Origin of the sequence: Streptomyces seoulensis, from assembly GCF_004328625.1 — a bacterium.
GTDB lineage: Bacteria > Actinomycetota > Actinomycetes > Streptomycetales > Streptomycetaceae > Streptomyces > Streptomyces seoulensis.
This window is the reverse complement of the sequence record NZ_CP032229.1, coordinates 3,547,562-3,564,458: the sequence shown is the minus strand read 5'-3', so window position 1 is coordinate 3,564,458 and position 16,897 is coordinate 3,547,562. Positions and strand designations below refer to the sequence as shown.

At 72.2% G+C, this 16,897-nt stretch carries 16 protein-coding genes and 1 pseudogene; 10 read left to right on the top strand and 7 right to left on the bottom strand.

What is annotated here, in order from left to right; translation table 11 throughout:
- Positions 1-54 precede the first annotated feature (54 nt).
- Both D0Z67_RS16615 and D0Z67_RS30195 read left to right on the top strand, forming a co-directional pair.
- On the top strand, positions 55-708 hold the full coding sequence (locus D0Z67_RS16615; protein WP_199812232.1) for a hypothetical protein: 654 nt from the start codon (positions 55-57) through the stop codon (positions 706-708).
- A 117-nt stretch (positions 709-825) separates the two neighbouring features.
- Positions 826-1,233: pseudogene (locus tag D0Z67_RS30195) on the top strand (SDR family NAD(P)-dependent oxidoreductase); the annotation flags it as partial.
- Between the two features lie 107 nt (positions 1,234-1,340).
- Here the strand turns inward: D0Z67_RS30195 and D0Z67_RS16600 are convergent.
- Complete coding sequence (locus tag D0Z67_RS16600) at positions 1,341-2,600, bottom strand: hypothetical protein (RefSeq protein ID WP_031183168.1); 1,260 nt, start codon at positions 2,598-2,600, stop codon at positions 1,341-1,343.
- A 174-nt stretch (positions 2,601-2,774) separates the two neighbouring features.
- On the opposite strand from D0Z67_RS16600, the gene D0Z67_RS16595 reads away from it, so the two are divergent.
- Entirely contained in the window at positions 2,775-3,257 is a 483-nt protein-coding gene (locus D0Z67_RS16595; RefSeq protein ID WP_031183169.1) for a hypothetical protein, read from the top strand.
- Between the two features lie 207 nt (positions 3,258-3,464).
- Complete coding sequence (locus D0Z67_RS16590) at positions 3,465-3,764, top strand: hypothetical protein (RefSeq protein WP_031183170.1); 300 nt, start codon at positions 3,465-3,467, stop codon at positions 3,762-3,764.
- A 175-nt stretch (positions 3,765-3,939) separates the two neighbouring features.
- Here D0Z67_RS16590 and D0Z67_RS16580 read toward each other — a convergent pair whose 3' ends face one another.
- From D0Z67_RS16580 to D0Z67_RS16565, 4 genes are all read right to left on the bottom strand, one after another.
- Positions 3,940-5,367, bottom strand: coding sequence for a sensor histidine kinase (locus tag D0Z67_RS16580; RefSeq protein WP_131589661.1), 1,428 nt, complete (start codon positions 5,365-5,367; stop codon positions 3,940-3,942).
- Entirely contained in the window at positions 5,367-6,071 is a 705-nt protein-coding gene (locus D0Z67_RS16575) for a response regulator transcription factor (protein WP_031183172.1), read from the bottom strand. Before D0Z67_RS16575 ends, D0Z67_RS16580 begins: the two co-directional genes overlap by 1 nt.
- Positions 6,072-6,190: 119 nt before the next feature.
- Positions 6,191-6,685: a MarR family winged helix-turn-helix transcriptional regulator gene (locus D0Z67_RS16570; protein WP_031183173.1), complete on the bottom strand. Its 495-nt coding sequence runs from the start codon at positions 6,683-6,685 to the stop codon at positions 6,191-6,193.
- A 23-nt stretch (positions 6,686-6,708) separates the two neighbouring features.
- Positions 6,709-7,182 (bottom strand): hypothetical protein, encoded by a 474-nt coding sequence (locus tag D0Z67_RS16565; protein ID WP_234312894.1) that lies wholly within the window; start codon positions 7,180-7,182, stop codon positions 6,709-6,711.
- Between the two features lie 111 nt (positions 7,183-7,293).
- Here D0Z67_RS16565 and D0Z67_RS16560 point away from each other — a divergent pair, with 111 nt between their 5' ends.
- Both D0Z67_RS16560 and D0Z67_RS16555 read left to right on the top strand, forming a co-directional pair.
- Positions 7,294-7,632: a YnfA family protein gene (locus tag D0Z67_RS16560; protein WP_031183175.1), complete on the top strand. Its 339-nt coding sequence runs from the start codon at positions 7,294-7,296 to the stop codon at positions 7,630-7,632.
- A 52-nt stretch (positions 7,633-7,684) separates the two neighbouring features.
- Positions 7,685-8,458 carry an SDR family NAD(P)-dependent oxidoreductase gene (locus tag D0Z67_RS16555; protein ID WP_031183176.1) on the top strand — a complete coding sequence of 258 codons (774 nt, stop codon included), beginning with the start codon at positions 7,685-7,687 and terminating at the stop codon, positions 8,456-8,458.
- A 6-nt stretch (positions 8,459-8,464) separates the two neighbouring features.
- Here the strand turns inward: D0Z67_RS16555 and D0Z67_RS16550 are convergent, their stop codons facing one another.
- Positions 8,465-9,658 (bottom strand): RtcB family protein, encoded by a 1,194-nt coding sequence (locus D0Z67_RS16550; protein ID WP_031183177.1) that lies wholly within the window; start codon positions 9,656-9,658, stop codon positions 8,465-8,467.
- Between the two features lie 257 nt (positions 9,659-9,915).
- Here D0Z67_RS16550 and D0Z67_RS16545 point away from each other — a divergent pair, with 257 nt between their 5' ends.
- The 3 genes from D0Z67_RS16545 (at position 9,916) to D0Z67_RS16535 (ending at position 13,069) form a co-directional block, all read left to right on the top strand.
- Complete coding sequence (locus D0Z67_RS16545) at positions 9,916-10,758, top strand: hypothetical protein (RefSeq protein ID WP_031183178.1); 843 nt, start codon at positions 9,916-9,918, stop codon at positions 10,756-10,758.
- 126 nt (positions 10,759-10,884) lie between these two features.
- Complete coding sequence (locus tag D0Z67_RS16540) at positions 10,885-11,757, top strand: DUF3558 domain-containing protein (protein WP_199812233.1); 873 nt, start codon at positions 10,885-10,887, stop codon at positions 11,755-11,757.
- Between the two features lie 97 nt (positions 11,758-11,854).
- Positions 11,855-13,069: a DUF2637 domain-containing protein gene (locus D0Z67_RS16535; RefSeq protein ID WP_037775842.1), complete on the top strand. Its 1,215-nt coding sequence runs from the start codon at positions 11,855-11,857 to the stop codon at positions 13,067-13,069.
- Positions 13,070-13,132: 63 nt separating this feature from the next.
- On the opposite strand, the gene lysS is transcribed toward D0Z67_RS16535, so the two are convergent.
- Positions 13,133-14,929: a lysine--tRNA ligase gene (lysS, locus tag D0Z67_RS16530; protein WP_051888033.1), complete on the bottom strand. Its 1,797-nt coding sequence runs from the start codon at positions 14,927-14,929 to the stop codon at positions 13,133-13,135.
- A gap of 97 nt (positions 14,930-15,026) precedes the next feature.
- Between lysS and argS the strand changes: the two genes are divergently transcribed.
- Positions 15,027-16,796 (top strand): arginine--tRNA ligase, encoded by a 1,770-nt coding sequence (gene argS, locus D0Z67_RS16525; protein WP_031183182.1) that lies wholly within the window; start codon positions 15,027-15,029, stop codon positions 16,794-16,796.
- Positions 16,797-16,897: the final 101 nt, after the last annotated feature.

Below are 16,897 nucleotides of genomic sequence, written 5' to 3'. Positions count from 1 at the left end.
GATCGGGTTGCGCGGCGGGGGCCACGCGTCCTAGAACAGCACTCGGGTGGAGATATGCATCGCGGTGGCGGACTGGGCGAGGGGACTGACGACCTGGGTCCTCGGCGAGCCCGGCGGGGAAGGCACCGGCGCGAGGCGGAGGAAGCGACCGAGACACGACAGGCCGACGCACGACAGGCCGACGCACGACAGGCACAGGGTCTACCGAGTGAGCCCGAGCCGGGCGACCGGACCGCCCGCCTCGGGGCGGGGAGCAGAAATGGTGGTCGGGTGGGGGTGACGTACAAATACTTCGGTGCGCCGGACGGCGCGACCGCCGCCCGCGTCCCCATCTCGATGCGTCCCGAGGAACTCGGCGGCGACGAGCTGGGCATGAACGGCATGTTCACCAAGATCAAGCCGGAGACGATGGCCGCGATGGTGCTGACCGGCATCGAGGGCGTCCCCCTGCACAAGGTCCCGCCGCTCGAACTCGTCGTCCTCCACCCCGACTACGCCGTCGTCAAGCTCCCCATGACCGTCGTCGACCCCCTCCGCGACATAGGCGAGGAAGCTGTCGGCGCCGCCGCCTTCATCTGGTCCACCGTCCCGGACCGCGGCGGCCCCCGCGACGCCTTCAACGTCTACCAACTCCTGCACGAATGGCAGGACTTCAGCCACCGCCTGCACGAGGCTGGGCACCAGCCGTACTGCCTCGTCTGGCCCTGATCCCCTAGGCCGTGTCCGGAAAGTGGCGCCGTCTGCCCGGAGGGCAGGGCTCGCGGCGTCTGGTGCGTGCGCTCGCAAGGCGGAGGAGGGAGTCGATGCTGAGCATCGGGGACCGCGCTGCGCCAGGAGGCCGGGGACATCGACATCCTCGTCAACAACGCCGGGTTCGCCCTGTGGGCGCCCACCGAGACCTATGCGCCAAAGGATCTGGAAGCCACCTGGGCGACCAATGTGCGCGCCCCCTTCCTGCTGGTCGCCGCCTTCGTGCCGGCCATGCTGGAGAACAAGAACGGCGCGATCGTCAACATCGGCAGCATCGCCGCCGACCTGGGTATGTCCGGCGCCGCCGCCTATAGCGCCAGCAAGGCCGCGCTGCACGCGCTGACCCGGGCGTGAGCCGCCGAGTTCGGCGGGCGCGGGGTGCGGGTGAACACTGTCGCGCCGGGACCGGTACGGACGGCGATGGGCGACCCGGAGGCGGTCGAGCAGATCGCCGCCGCCTCTCCGCTGGGCCGGGTCGCGGAGCCCGAGGAGATCGCCGAGCTGGTCGGCTTCCTCGCCTCCGACCGCTCCGGCTGCATCACCCGGCGCCACGCTCGACGTGGACGGCGGCCGCAACACCGTCTGACGGCTCAGGCCGCCCGCTCCTCCCCCACGAAGTCCACCACCGCCAACGCGAAGAGCAGCGCCAGCGCGATCCCGACCACCACCCACCCCGTCGGATGCGGCCACAGCACGAACGCCACCACCGCCCCCGCCACCAGGAGCCAGCCGATCCACACCCGGTGGCGGTGGACGAAGGGGCCCACCGGGCCGGTGCGCAGGCCGAGGCGGTCGGTCTGGGTGCGGGCGGCGCCGATGCCCGCGTGCCAGATCTGGCGGACGGCCGAGGCGCGGCGGCCGGGACCGCTGAGCCAGGCGGCCAGCGCGAGGACGACACCGAGGGCGACGACCGCCCGTACCGCCGTGCGCAGGAAGCGGGTCAGGGTGTCGTAGACCGCGCCGGCGGCGGGCTGGGACACCGAGGCCGGCAGGGCGTCCAGATAGAAGGCGCGGAAGACAGTCAGGCCGAGGCCGAGGAGCAGGGCGGTGACGGCGAAGCCGAGGGCCGCCGCGACCAGGGCGCGGCGACGGCGTACGGCGAGCAGGACCCCGCCCGCGAGGAGCAGGGCGGCGATCACCGGCAGCCAGACGCCCGCCAGTTGCAGCAGCCGGAAGTACGTCTGGAGGTCGGCGACCTTCTCGGTGCGCAGGACCGTGAAGTCCGTGTGCACGTCCGGGATCTTCGCCGCGGGTTTCAGACCGGCGTCCACCAGCCGGGTCTTGACCTGTTCGATGACGGGGGCCAGATCGACCGTCACCGCGTCGCCCTCGATCCGTACCGCTCCCCCGCCGCTGCCGGTCAGCGCCTTGTCCACCGTGGTGTGGAGCCGCCGGTTGGCGTCGGTCCAGAAGCGGGCGAAGGTCTCGGAGGCGACGACCTCGCGGGCCTTCTTCCGGACGAACCCGGACACCGCGTCGTCGAGTGAGCCCCCGAGCGCGCCGAGGGCCTTCTCCAGTCCGGGCCGGTCGGCGGGGGCGGCGTCCTTCAGCAGGTCGGACAGGTTCAGGTACCGCATCAGCTCGTCGGTGATCCGGTCGGCGGCGGCGTCCTGCACGGCGGAGTCGCGGGCGAGGGGCGCGACGGTGGCGACATAGCGGTCGGTGTCGTCCGCGAGGTCGGCCGTCCAGGTGGCGACCAGGGCCAGCGGCGCGAGCAGGCAGCCGAGGACGATCAGCACGGCCGCGCACACCGAGCGGGTGCGGTGCCGTACCGGCGCCGGGCGGGACTCCAGCGCGTCGACCCGCTCCCGCAGCCGGGCCAGGTCGTCGTCCGGGTCCCGATCCGCCATGCCGATCCACCTCCGTCGCGATTCCCTTGGCAGCAGCACATCCCGGGCCACGCGCGTACGCGAGCGGCGGTGGGCCGTTCAGGTGCGCCCGCCCCACGCCTGCCGCACCCGGCGTGCGGACGGCGGGGCGCGCCCCTTCACTGGGGGCAGCGGAGCCGAATTCGGGAGGCTGGCATGGCTGGGTGCGGGACACGGCGGGCGGCGGGTACGGCGCTGATGGTGGCGCTCGGGATCGCGGTGACCGGCTGCTCGGACGGCAACAGCCCCTCCGGCCAGGCCAGCAAGGCCGCCTCGGCCGCCTCCTCCCTCGCCTCGCGCGCCTCCGGCACCGTGGCCTCGGCCACGGCGGAGGCCAGGCGGAAGCTGGATCAGGTCAAGGGCGGGGTGGACGCCAAGAAGGACGTTTCGGTGGGAAACGTCACCACCGGCATGGACGGCGTGCCCACGGCCGAGGTGTCGGCGAAGAACACCACCGGCGAGAAGAAGTCCTTCACCGTGCAGGTCAACTTCCGTGACGGCAAGGGCGATCTGCAGGACACGGTGATCGTGAACATCGATGACGTCGCGGCCGGGGCGACCGGCCGGGCCACCGCCCGCAGCCATCGCGAGCTGTCCGGCGACATACGGGTCGACGTGGGGACGGCGCTGCGGCACTGAGCCGTCGGCCATGATGGAGCCATGAGCAAAGGGGCCGTATACGGCCTCGCTCGCCAGTCCGGACGCCAGAGCCGTCGCCCGGAGGGGCCGGCCGTCGTTGTCCACACCCAGGGAGCAACCGCACGGCAATCACGCCCGCACCGGGCCGTGCCTACGTATCGTAGGTTTCCAACCGCCCCCAGCCACAAGCCAGTTCATCGGGGAGACATGCACCAGACACGAGCCGAGACCGAACCGGCGGGGACCGCGTCGACGCCGGTCGGCGATGTGCCGGACCTGAAACCCACCCTGACCCTGCTCTTCGTGAGCCTGGCCATCGCGGCCGTCGGCGTCTACGAGCTGTGCGGCTTCGGCCTGCACACCCTCGACCAGCGCCCGCACCTGTTCAGCGACGGTCTGACCACCGGCGGGGTCATCGTCGCGGTGGTCGCGGCCGGCGCGGCGGTCGGCAACCTGGCCTGGACCCTCTCCGCGGCCCGCCGCGACCCCGAGGACGAGCGGGCCTAGGGGGTGTCTAGTCGATCAGGCCGGATCAGGGAGCGGCGTCTGGTGCCGTGCATCGCAAGGCGGAGGAGGGAGTCGATGCGGAGCATCGGGGACCGACGACAACGCGGCGAGGTGCGGCACCAGACGCCGCGAGCCCGGCGTGATCGACAAGACACCCCCTAGAGCCGAGGCGGGCCTAGAGCTCGGGCGGGACCACGCCCCCGCCCACCGTGAACCCGATCACCGCGCCCCCGCCCTCCCTGCGGTAGGCGAAGGGCGCCCCGCCGTGGGACATCGCGATCTCGCGGACGATGGACAGCCCGAGCCCCGAGCCGGGCCGGGAGCGGGCGTCCGCGGCCCGGTAGAAGCGGTCGAAGATACGCAGCAGGTCGCCCTCGGCGATACCGGGCCCCCGGTCCAGCACCTCCACCCGGACCGTCCCCGCCGCCGCCCCGGCCACCCGCACCTCGATGGGCTCCGTACCCTCCCGGTCGAACTTGGCCGCGTTCTCCACCAGGTTCGACAGCGCCCGCTGGAGCAGCCCCGGCCGCCCCTGGGCGTACGTGTCCCCGCTCACCGCCAGCACGATCCGCCGCCCGGTGCGGCGCCCGGCCAGCCCCACCACGTCCTCGGCGACATCCGCGAGGTCCACCCGCTGCGGCGGCTCGGAGTCGGACTGCCCGGCGGCGAGGTCCACCAGCTCGTTCACCAGATCGGTCAGCTCCCGCGCCTCCAGCGTGAGGTCCGCCACCAGGTCCTCCCGCGTCTCCGGCGGCAGCTCGTCGATCCGGCGCAGCAGCGAGATGTTCGTCCGCAGCGAGGTCAGCGGGGTGCGCAGCTCGTGGCCCGCGTCCTGCACCAGCCGCCGCTGGTCCTCCTCCGACTGGGCGAGCCGGCCCAGCATCCGGTCGAAGGCCCGGCCCAGGCGCCCCACCTCGTCCGGCCCGGTCACCGGCACCTGGATACCCAGCCTGCGGGTGCGGGCCACGTCCTCGGCGGCGGAGGTCAGCAGGACCAGGCGCCGGGTGATCCGGCGGGCCAGCCACCAGCCGAACAGCCCCGCGCCCACCACCACGGCCGCCATCAGGATCAGCGTGCGCTGCTGGAGGGTGCGCAGCAGGTCCTCGGTGTCGCTGAACTCCTGCGCCACCTGCACCGCGCCCCGCGCCCCGCCGAGCGAGACGGTGGCGACCCGGAAGAGGTCCTCACCGACCCGTACGTCCTTGTGCTCGGCCAGCCGCCCCGCGCTGCGCGAACCGGCCATCTCGCGGTCGCGGGCGGTGACGGGCAGGCCGGGGGAACCGTGGTCCACGATCCCGCCGCCCGGCCCGAGCACCTGCACGTCCGTACGGGCGGGCCGCACCACGTCGTGGCCCGGCCGGGCGGAGGAGAAGTCGTCCGGGGTCATCGGATGCTGCCGCACCTCGGCCTGCACATCCCGCACGACCTGGGTGAACACCGACTGCTGGTCCACCCGGACCAGCCGCGCGGCCGAGCCGTACGACAGGATGCCGACCAGGATCGTGACGGCGGCGGTGACGGCCGCGAACGACACGGCGAAGGTGGTGCGCAGCGAGCGCAGCCCGGTGCGGGAACCGCCCGGCAGCCGCCAGGTGCGGCCCACTACTCCTCCCGCAGCACGTACCCCACACCGCGCACGGTGTGGATGAGCTGCGGGGCGCCGGGCGCGTCCAGCTTGCGGCGCAGATAGCCGACGTAGACGGCGAGGTTCTTGGAGCCGGGGCCGAAGTCGTAGCCCCAGATGCGGTCGTAGATGGTGGCGTGGTCGAGCACGATGCCCGCGTTGCGCACCAGCAGCTCCAGCAGCTCGAACTCGGTGCGGGTCAGCTCCAGTTCACGCCCCGCGCGCCAGGCGCGGCGGGCCTGGAGGTCCATGCGGATGCCGGCGCCCTCGATCTGCCGGTCGGAGAGCTGCGCGTCCCGGGCCGGGCCCGGCTCGGCCAGGGGGGCGGGATTGGTGCGGCGCAGCAGGGCGCGCAGGCGGGCGAAGACCTCCTCGACGTCGAAGGGCTTCACCACGTAGTCGTCGGCGCCCGCGTCCAGGCCCGCGATGCGGTCGGCGGTCTCCACCAGCGCGGTGAGCATCAGGATCGGGGTGCGGTCGCCCTCGGCGCGCAGCACCCGGCAGACCTGGAGGCCGTCGATGCCGGGCATCATCACGTCCAGCAGCAGCACGTCCGGCGGGGTGCGGTGGGCCTGCGCCAGCGCCTCGACGCCGTCGGCGACCGCCGTCACCGCGTAGCCCTCCAGGGTCAGGGCCCGCTCCAGGGCATGGCGGATGGCGCGGTCGTCCTCGGCGAGGAGCACGGTGGGGGGCGTGGCGGGGGACGGGGTGTGGGGCGTGGTCTGGGGCACGCCCCCAGTCTGCCAAGGGCGACCGGGCTCCGGCCGGGGCCAGGGGTCCGGGGGCGCCCTTTTTACCCGGCTCACACCTCGTCTTCGGTGTGCCGACTCTCCCGCAGCCGGGCGATCCGCTCCCCGGTGAACTCCACCGTGCGCTGCATGTGCCCGATGATCACGGCCAGTTCGGTGTCGTCCAGCTCCCCGAAGATGCGCGACCAGTCCCCGGACAGCTCCTCCCACGCGTGCCGGAACTCCGCGATCCGCTCCGGTACAGGGACGACCAGCACCCGGCGCCGGTCACCCGCGTCCCGGCGCCGTACGACGTACCCGGCGCGCTCCAGCCGGTCCACCAGGCGGGTCGCGGAGCCGGTGGTGAGGCCGGTCAGCGCGGCGACGTGGCCGGTGGTGACCGGCTCGGGCTCCAGGGTGAGCAGGTTCAGGCACTGGAGGTCGGTGGGATGCAGTCCGATGCGGTCGGCGACGGCCTGGGTGAACAGGGCGTACGAGGCGATGTAGCGGCGGGACACCGCGTCCAGCTCGGCGAGCAGCCGGGGCCGCGCGCTGTCGTTCCCGGCCATGGCCGTCCTCCTCGCGTCGCGGGTCAGAACGAGTACGCGTCCCCGGTGGGCAGCACCAGCACCCGCAGCCGGTCGTTGGAGCGGTCGGGGTCGGTCACCCCGCCGTTCCACGCGGTCTCCACCTCCAGGGTCACCTCCGGCGCGGGCACCCGCAGCCGGACCCCCAGCCGGATCTCCTCCCCCGCCTGGCCGGCGACCAGTGGGCCGGTCCCGCAGACCGCCGTCCGCTCCCCGGTCCGCGCGCACCCCGGCGACAGGCTCACCGCCCCGGCGGGCCCCACCGACCAGCGCACCCGCACACTCGCCTCCGGCACGGCGGCCGGACCGTGGTCACGCGGGGTGAGCCGGACCTCCATCCGGTCGCCGTCGATCACGGCCTGACCGTGGAAGGCGAGGTCGGCGCGGGGCGCGGGGGCCGCCTGGGCCGGACCTCCCGCCCACAGGACTCCGCCCGCGCAGCCGGCCAGCAGCAGCCATGCCCTCGTCCGTACGCGCACGCCGACCACTCCCGTTCCCGTCACCGTTCCACCCACCCGATGTATGCCACGCGAGCCGGGGCGCAGGCGCCCTCCAACAGGTGAACGCGGGGCGCGTGCCAGGCTTCCCCCATGCTGATCGTGCGCTCCGCCGCCCTGTTCGTCGTCGCCGCCCTCTTCGAGATCGGCGGCGCCTGGCTGGTCTGGCAGGGCGTACGCGAGCACCGGGGCTGGCTGTGGATGACGGGAGGGGTGCTGGCGCTGGGCGCGTACGGGTTCGTCGCCACCTTCCAGCCGGACGCCCACTTCGGCCGCATCCTCGCGGCGTACGGCGGCATCTTCGTCGCCGGGTCGATCCTGTGGGGCGTGGTCGCCGACGGCTACCGCCCCGACCGCTTCGACCTCTCCGGCGCGCTGATCTGCCTGGTGGGCATGGCCGTGATCATGTGGGCCCCGAGGAACGGCGGCTGAGGCTCGCCTAGGCTGGACGCGAGTCCCTCGACCCCGTTCCCAGGAGAAGCTCATGGCCAGCGCCCCCTCCGCCGCGTCCCGTATCGCCGTCGTCACGGGCGCGAGCAGCGGTATCGGCGCGGCCACCGCGCGGCGGCTCGCCGAGGCCGGGTACCGGGTGGTGCTGACCGCGCGGCGGGCGGACCGGATCGAGGCGCTGGCGAAGGAGCTGACCGAGGCGGGCCACTCGGCCACCGCCTACCCGCTGGACGTGACGGACCGGGCGGCGGTGGACGAGTTCGCCGGGGCCTTCCGCACCATCGGCGTCCTGGTCAACAACGCGGGCGGCGCGCTCGGCGCGGACCCGGTGGCCAGCGCCGACCCGGAGCACTGGCGCACGATGTACGAGACGAACGTGCTCGGCACCCTCAACCTCACCCAGGCCCTGCTGCCCAAGCTGGAGGCGAGCGGCGACGGCACGGTGGTCGTCGTCTCCTCCACCGCCGGCCTCTCCACCTACGAGGGCGGCGCGGGCTATGTCGCCGCCAAGCACGCCGAGCACGTCCTCGCCGAGACCCTCCGCCTGGAGATCGTCGGCAAGCCGGTCCGCGTCCTGGAGATCGCCCCCGGCATGGTCAAGACCGACGAGTTCGCCCTCACCCGCTTCGCCGGCGACTCGGAGAAGGCCGCCAAGGTCTACGAGGGCGTCGCGGCCCCCCTCACCGCCGACGACGTCGCCGACTCCATCACCTGGGCCGTCACCCGCCCCAGCCACGTCAACATCGACCTCATGGTCCTCCGCCCCCGAGCCCAGGCCAGCAACACGAAGGTCCACCGGGAACTGTGAGGCGCCTCAGCCCTTCACGCAGACGAACTGCTTGAGCTTGGCGACCACTTCGACCAGGTCGCGCTGCTGCTCCATCACCCGGTCGATGTTCTTGTAGGCGCCGGGGATCTCGTCCACCACCCCGGAGTCCTTGCGGCACTCCACGCCCCGCGTCTGCTCCTCCAGGTCGCGCGTGCTGAACCGGCGCTTGGCCGCGCCGCGGCTCATGCGCCGGCCGGCGCCGTGCGAGGCGGAGTTGAAGGCGGCGGTGTTGCCGAGGCCCTTCACGATGTACGAACTCGTCCCCATGGAGCCGGGGATGATGCCGTACTCCCCCGCGCCCGCGCGGATCGCGCCCTTGCGGGTCACCAGCAGGTCCATGCCGTCGTACCGCTCCTCCGCCACGTAGTTGTGGTGGCAGGAGATCTCCGGCTCGAAGACCGGCTTCGCCTTCTTGAACTCCTTGCGGACGACGTCCTTCAGCAGCGCCATCATCAGGGTGCGGTTGTACTTGGCGTACTCCTGCGCCCAGAACAGGTCGTTGCGGTAGGCCGCCATCTGCGGGGTGTCCGCGACGAAGACGGCGAGGTCACGGTCGACCAGGCCCTGGTTGTGCGGGAGCTTCTGCGCGACCCCGATGTGGTGCTCGGCCAGCTCCTTGCCGATGTTCCGGGAACCGGAGTGCAGGGTGAGCCAGACCGCGCCGTCGGTGTCGAGCAGGAGTTCGATGTAGTGGTTGCCGCCGCCCAGTGTCCCCATCTGCGACGCCGCCCGGTCCCGGCGGAAGTGGACCGGCTCGGCGACCGTGTCGAAGCGGGACCAGAAGGTGTCCCAGCCTGCGGTGGGGAGGGCGTGGAAGCGGGAGGGGTCGAGGGGGTCGGTGTGCATGCCGCGGCCGACCGGGATGGCCTGCTCGATGCGGGAGCGGAGGCGGGTGAGGTCGCCGGGGAGGTCGTTGGCCGTGAGGGAGGTCCTGACGGCGGACATGCCGCAGCCGATGTCGACGCCCACCGCCGCCGGACAGACCGCGCCTCGCATGGCGATGACCGAACCGACCGTCGCGCCCTTGCCGTAGTGCACGTCCGGCATCACGGCGAGCCCCTCGATCCAGGGCAGCGTGGCCACGTTCTGGAGCTGGCGCAGCGCGCCGTCCTCGACGGTGGCCGGGTCGGTCCACATCCGCACCGGGACGCGGGCGCCCGGTATCTCCACGTACGACATGACAGATCAATCCCCCACAGTAGGAACAAACGCCGGGCAGGTGTCATTGCTCACGGAAGTCACCCGGACCGGCAGAACGCAAAAGCGGCGCCAGGGCCGGTGAAATGGGACAGGGGACCGGCGACCACGGCGGTGCGTGCGATACACATTGTGTCCAGCAGGCGCCCCGCCGCGGCAAGCGATTAACCAGCGGGGACACTGGAACATCGACCGGGCACCGCCGTCGGGTCGCCCACCGTCCTAAGGAGAGCCCGACCGTGCAGCGGAAGGCGTACATCACCGGCACCGCCGCCCTCCTCGCGGCCCTGCTGGCAGGCTGCAGCTCGGGCTCCGGCGGCGGCACGTCCACCGACGACGCCAACCCCGGCGACGCGGCCTCCGCCCCGGCCGCCGCCCAGCCCGGCCGGTACCGCACCCTGCCCGAGCCCTGCGGCGCCGTCGGCCACGACACCCTCGGCACCCTGCTCCCCGGCATCCAGCAGCTCACCGACCCCGACCAGCGCGACAAGGCGTACCGGGGCGTGCCCGCGCTGACCTACGACACCGACCGCAAGGTGGGCTGCCGCTGGAAGGTGGAGTCCGCCCTCGCCACCGACCGCCTCTCGGTCGACTTCGAGCGCGTGGTGTCGTACGACGGCACGGTCAGCGACGACGCGCAGGCGGAGAAGCTGTTCCAGGGCATGGCCAAGGCGGCCCACCTCCCGGTGCCCGCCCTCTCCGCGCCCGCCTCCCCCAGCACCAGCCCGAGCGGCAGCCCCTCCCCCTCCGGCGGACCCTCCGCCGACCCCTCCGGCAGCCCCTCCTCGGACGCCTCCACCGACCCCGCCGCGGGCGGCTCCGGCAGCGCGGCGCCCACCGACCTCCAGCCCCGCCTCCTGCCCGACCTCGGTGACGAGGCGTACCTCGACGACCAGCTCGGCTCGTCCGGTTCGACCGCCGAACCCCGGACGGTGACTGTGGTGTTCCGCACGTCCAACGTGGTCGTCACCATCGACTACGAGGAGCAGCCGATGGCCGTCGGCGCGGTCCCGGACAGCAAGGAAATGCAGGACAGGGCACGCGATCTGGCCTCTCAACTGGCCGACGTACTGGACGGCTGACGCCCCCTCGCCCGCCCCCGGCCCCCTCCCCCGAGGCGCTCGACCGGCGACCGCGGGCCGCCCGTACCGCGTACGGTGGCCCCGCAGGAACCCGCACGAACACCGAGCGTCACGAGTGAAGGAACCATGCAGCGAGCAGCCCAGCGAGACGACCGAGCCCAGCGTGGACCGCGTGCCACGCGTCTGAGCCGTGCCCTGGTGTGCGCGGCAGCCGTTCCCGCGGTGCTGATCACCGCGGCCTGTTCCTCGGACTCCGGCGACGCCCCGGGCAAGGCGGGCGCCTCCGCCAAGCCGTCCGCCGGCGACGGCTCCGGGCAGCCCTCGGCGAAGCCCTCCCCCACCGTGCAGGCGTCGGTGTTCCGCGAGCTGCCCGAGCCGTGCAAGACGCTGCCGAAGAAGACGCTGGGCGACCTGGTGCCGGAGGCGGACACCGACGGCAAGAAGGGGTCGAGCGACAACACCGCGAACCGCGCCTCCTGCTCCTGGACCAGCCTGGACAACAACGGCGTCAAGGGCTCGCAGTTCCGCTGGCTGAACGTCTCCCTGCTCCGCTTCGACTCCGACACCTCGCGGGGCAGCGGCAACGACCAGGCGCACGCGTACTACACGCGCCAGGTCCAGGACGCCAAGGCCGCCTCGGGCGCGAAGAACGTCAAGACCGAGGCGCTCGGCGGCACCGGCGACGAGGCGACGGCCGTGCACTACGACCTGAAGAAGAAGGAAGGCGCCTTCAAGCAGCAGACGGTGGTCGCGCGCGTGGAGAACGTCGTGATCACCCTCGACTACAACGGCGCCGGTCTCGCGGGCGACAAGACCCCGGACGCGGACGACCTCACGGCGGACGCCAAGAAGGCGGCCAAGGAGGCCGTCACCTCGGTGGCCAGTGCCAACGGCCGTGACACGGAGGGCAGTTCCCCCTCGGCGAGCCCCTCCAAGGGCACCTCGAAGTCCCCCGCCCCCAAGGGCTCGTCGTCCTCGGCCGCCCCCAAGAAGGGCTGACCGACACCACGTTCGGCGCACACCTGTGCCACTCTGTTGCGCGCAACAACACGCAAGGGAGGGGAAACGAGTGGCCGCGCCAATGCAGTTGACTCGGATGCACCGCGTTCTGATCGGCGTGGTCGTCACCGGCGCGCTGGTCATCGCCGGTATCGGCTTCGCCGGTTCGTACGCGGCCGTCCGGGAGCTGGCCCTCAAGAAGGGGTTCGGGAACTTCTCGTACGTGTTCCCGGTCGGCATCGACGCGGGCATCTGCGTACTGCTCGCCCTCGACCTGCTGCTGACCTGGATGCGCATCCCGTTCCCGATGCTGCGTCAGACGGCCTGGCTGCTCACGGCCGCGACGATCGCCTTCAACGGCGCCGCCGCCTGGCCCGACCCGCTGGGCACCGGCATGCACGCGGTGATCCCGATCCTGTTCGTGGTCTCCGTGGAGGCGGCCCGGCACGCGGTCGGCCGGATCGCGGACATCACCGCCGACAAGCACATGGAGGGCGTCCGCCTCACCCGCTGGATGCTCTCCCCGCTGCCCACCTTCCTGCTGTGGCGGCGGATGAAGCTGTGGGAGCTGCGCTCCTACGAGCAGGTCATCAAGCTGGAGCAGGAACGCCTCGTCTACCAGGCCCGGCTGCGCTCCCGCTTCGGCCGCTCCTGGCGCCGCAAGGCCCCGGTGGAGTCCCTGATGCCGCTGCGCCTGGCCCGCTACGGCGTCCCGCTCGCGGAGACCGCCCCGGCGGGCCTCGCGGCGGCGGGCATCGAGCCCGTCCTCCTGCCCCCGGCGCCGGAACCGTCCCCCGCGCTCCCCCAGCCGGCCCCGGCCGCGCTCCAGGCGGCGCCCGCGCAGGCGCCCGCGGCCGAGCCGATGCCCGCCGGACCCCCTCCGGAGCCGGAGGACGAGAACAGCCCGTGGTTCCACACGCCCCCGCGTGACATCGACTACCACGGCGGCTACGACCCGGCCTTCGAGCCCGGCCCGGACCCCCAGTACTTCCCCGAGGAGCAGTACGGGGACTGGTACGAGGAGCAGCCCCCCGAGCAGTTCCAGCAGCCCTCCCCCGAGGAGACCGGCAGCTTCCCGATACCCGTCGGCCCCAATCGCACCCGTGAGCTGGGCGAGGGCGGGGGGCCGGCGGAGCCGGACGAGGAAGAGCTGTACACGGTCTTCCGCCAGTCCATAGACGGCAGCTATCCCACCCCCCTGGTCTTCGCCGACAACGTGCAGGCGCAGTACGGCTACACACTGGACAAGGACTCCGCCAAGAAACTCGCGGAGCACTTCCAGCAGCGTCATCTCGACGATCACATCGCCTGACCCCGTGTACGGAAGAGGGGGCGCCCGGTACGACACCGGGCGCCCCCTCCTCGTATGCGCGGCCTACTCCCCGAGCAGGGCCCTCACCCGGTCCTGACCGACCGCCAGCAGCAGCGTGGGCAGGCGCGGGCCGGTGTCCCGGCCGACGAGCAGGTGGTACAGCAGGGCGAAGAACGTCCGCTGAGCCGTCTTGATCTCCGGCGGCAGCTCCTTGGGCGTGGCGTCGGCGGAGAAGCCGGCGCGGACCTTCGGGACGCCGTAGACGAGGTGGGTCAGGCCGTCCAGGGACCAGTTGTCCGCGAGCCCGTCGGCCAGCAGGCGCAGGGACTGGCGGGCCTCGTCGTCCAGCGACTTCAGCAGCTCGGCGTCCGGCTCCTCGCGCACGATGGTGCGCTGGTCGGCGGGGACGTAGGTGTTGATCCACGCCTCGGCCTTGTCGTACCGGGGGCGGGCGTCGGCGAGGTCGGTGATGGGGTTCGCCGGGTCCAGCTCGGACAGGATGCGCAGCGCCTGGTCCTGGTGGCCGGCGGTGATGTCCGCGACCGAGGCCAGCGTGCGGTACGGCAGCGGGTGCGCGGTCTTCGGCAGCTCACCGGCGGCGGTGCCGACGGCGCGGGTGTACGCGGCGACGTCACCGGGGAGCGCGGAGCCGTCCTCCACCTTGCCGGCGAGCTTGTCCCACTCGTCGTAGAGGCGCTGGATCTCCTGGTCGAAGGCGATCTTGAAGGACTGGTTGGGGCGGCGGCGGGCGTACAGCCAGCGCAGCAGCTGCGGCTCCATGATCTTCAGCGCGTCGCCCGGGGTGGGCACACCGCCGCGCGAGGACGACATCTTGGCCATGCCGGAGATGCCGACGAAGGCGTACATCGGGCCGATGGGCTGCTTGCCGTCGAAGATCCCGACGATCTGGCCGCCGACCTGGAAGGAGGAGCCCGGCGAGGAGTGGTCGACGCCGGAGGGCTCGAAGATCACGCCCTCGTAGGCCCAGCGCATCGGCCAGTCGACCTTCCAGACCAGCTTGCCCCGGTTGAACTCGCTCAGCCGGACCGTCTCACCGAAGCCGCAGGCGGTGCAGGTGTAGACCAGCTCGGTGGTGTCGTCGTCGTAGGAGGTGACGGTGGTGAGGTCCTTGCCGCACTCGCCGCAGTACGGCTTGTACGGGAAGTACCCGGCGGAGCCGGAGCTGCCGTCGTCCTCGGCGGCCGCGCCGGAACCCTCCTCGGCCTCCAGCTCGGCCTCGTCGACCGCCTTCTGCTGCGGCTTCTTGCCCGGCGCCTTCTTGGTGCGGTACTGGGCGAGGATCGCGTCGATGTCCGCGCGGTGCTTCATCGCGTGCAGGATCTGCTCGCGGTAGACGCCGGAGGTGTACTGCGCGGTCTGGCTGATCCCGTCGAACTCGACACCCAGCTCGGCGAGCGCCTCGGTCATGGCGGCCTTGAAGTGCTCGGCCCAGTTCGGGTACGCGGAGCCCTCGGGCGCCGGGACCGAGGTCAGCGGCTTGCCGATGTGCTCGGCCCAGGACTCGTCGACGCCCGCGATCCCGGCCGGGACCTTGCGGTAGCGGTCGTAGTCGTCCCAGGAGATCAGGTGCCGGACCTGGTGCCCGCGCCGCCGGATCTCGTCCGCGACCAGGTGCGGGGTCATGACCTCGCGCAGGTTGCCCAGGTGGATCGGGCCGGACGGGGAGAGCCCCGAGGCGACGACGACCGGTTTGCCCGGAGCCCGACGCTCCGACTCCTGGATGACGTCATCCGCGAAACGGGAGACCCAGTCGGCGGTGTCGGGGCTCTGAGCCACGATCGGTGCTCCTTCAGTTCGGGGTGCCGGTCCGGCGGTTGTCCTCCGTCGGCCTCCACCCATAATCCCAGACACTCCCGCGCGGGAAAAAACGGCTTTACCCCCCGTGGGATACTGGCCGGGACCATCCATTCCCACGAGGAGAACGGCACCCTTACCTATGGCCTCGGTCACGTCCCTCCGCGACTCCGTCCAGCAGCACCTGTCCTCCGCGCTCTCGGCCGCCCTGCCGGAGGCCGCCGGTGCGGACCCGCTGCTGCGACGAAGTGACCGGGCCGACTACCAGGCCAACGGCATCCTCGCGCTCGCCAAGAAGGCCAAGGCCAACCCGCGCGAGCTGGCCACGCAGGTCGTCTCCGGGATCGTCACCGGCGAGGTGATCGCGGACGTCGAGGTCTCCGGCCCCGGTTTCCTCAACATCACCGTCGCGGACAAGGCGATCACCGAGAACCTGGCCGCCCGGTACGCGGACGACACCGGCCGCCTGGGAGTGCCGTACGCCGCGCACCCCGGCACCACGGTGATCGACTACGCGCAGCCGAACGTGGCCAAGGAGATGCACGTCGGCCACCTGCGCTCGGCGGTCATCGGCGACGCGATGGTGCGGCTGCTGGAGTTCACCGGCGAGAACGTGGTCCGCCGGCACCACATCGGCGACTGGGGCACCCAGTTCGGCATGCTCATCCAGTACCTGGACGAGCACCCGCACGAGCTGGACCACAAGGAGTCCGAGGTGTCCGGCGAGGAGGCGATGTCCAACCTGGACCGCCTCTACAAGACCGCGCGCAAGCTGTTCGACTCCGACGAGGAGTTCAAGACCCGCGCCCGGCGCCGGGTGGTCGACCTCCAGGCCGGTGACCCGAGGACCCTCGCCATCTGGCAGAAGTTCGTGGACGAGTCGAAGATCTACTTCTTCTCCGTCTTCGACAAGCTGGACATGGAGGTCCGCGACCCCGACATCGTCGGCGAGTCCGGCTACAACGACATGCTCGCGGAGACCTGCCGCCTGCTGGAGGAGTCCGGCGTCGCGGTCCGCTCCGAGGGCGCGCTGTGCGTGTTCTTCGACGACATCAAGGGCCCGGAGGGCAACCCGGTCCCGCTGATCGTCCAGAAGTCCGACGGCGGCTACGGCTATGCGGCCACCGACCTCTCCGCGATCCGCGACCGCGTCTTCAACCTCAAGGCGACCACCCTGCTGTACGTGGTGGACGCGCGGCAGGCCCTGCACTTCCGGATGGTCTTCGAGACCGCCCGCCGGGCCGGCTGGCTGAACGACGACGTGACCGCGGTCCAGCTGGCCTTCGGCACGGTCCTCGGCAAGGACGGCAAGCCCTTCAAGACCCGTGCGGGCGAGACGGTCAAGCTGGAGGGCCTGCTGGACGAGGCCGTCGAGCGGGCCACCGCCGTGGTCCGGGAGAAGGCCGAGAAGGTGGGCCTGACCGAGGACGAGATCGTCGAGAACGGCCGGTATGTGGGCGTCGGCGCCGTGAAGTACGCCGACCTGTCCACCTCGGCCGTGCGGGACTACAAGTTCGACCTGGACCAGATGGTCTCGCTCAACGGCGACACCTCGGTGTACCTCCAGTACGCCTACGCCCGGGTGCAGTCCATCCTCCGCAAGGCCGGCGAGGCCCGCCCCGCCGCCCATCCGGAGCTGGCGCTGGCCCCGGCCGAGCGTGCGCTGGGCCTGCACCTGGACCAGTTCGCGGAGACGGTCCTGGAGGTCGCGGCGGCCCGCGAGCCCCACAAGATGGCCGCCTACCTCTACCAGCTCGCCTCGCTGCTGACCTCGTTCTACGACCAGTGCCCGGTGCTGAAGGCCGACTCCCCGGCGCAGGTGGAGAACCGCCTGTTCCTGGTCGACCTGACCGCGCGCACCCTGCACGAGGGCATGGCGCTGCTGGGCATCCGGACGCCCGGGAAGCTCTGACCCGTACGACCACCGATCGGCCCGGCCCGCCCTGTGCGGACCGGGCCGATTCGTATTCCCGGCGTCCCTTCAAAAGCCAGAGAAAACCTTGGTGTACGCCC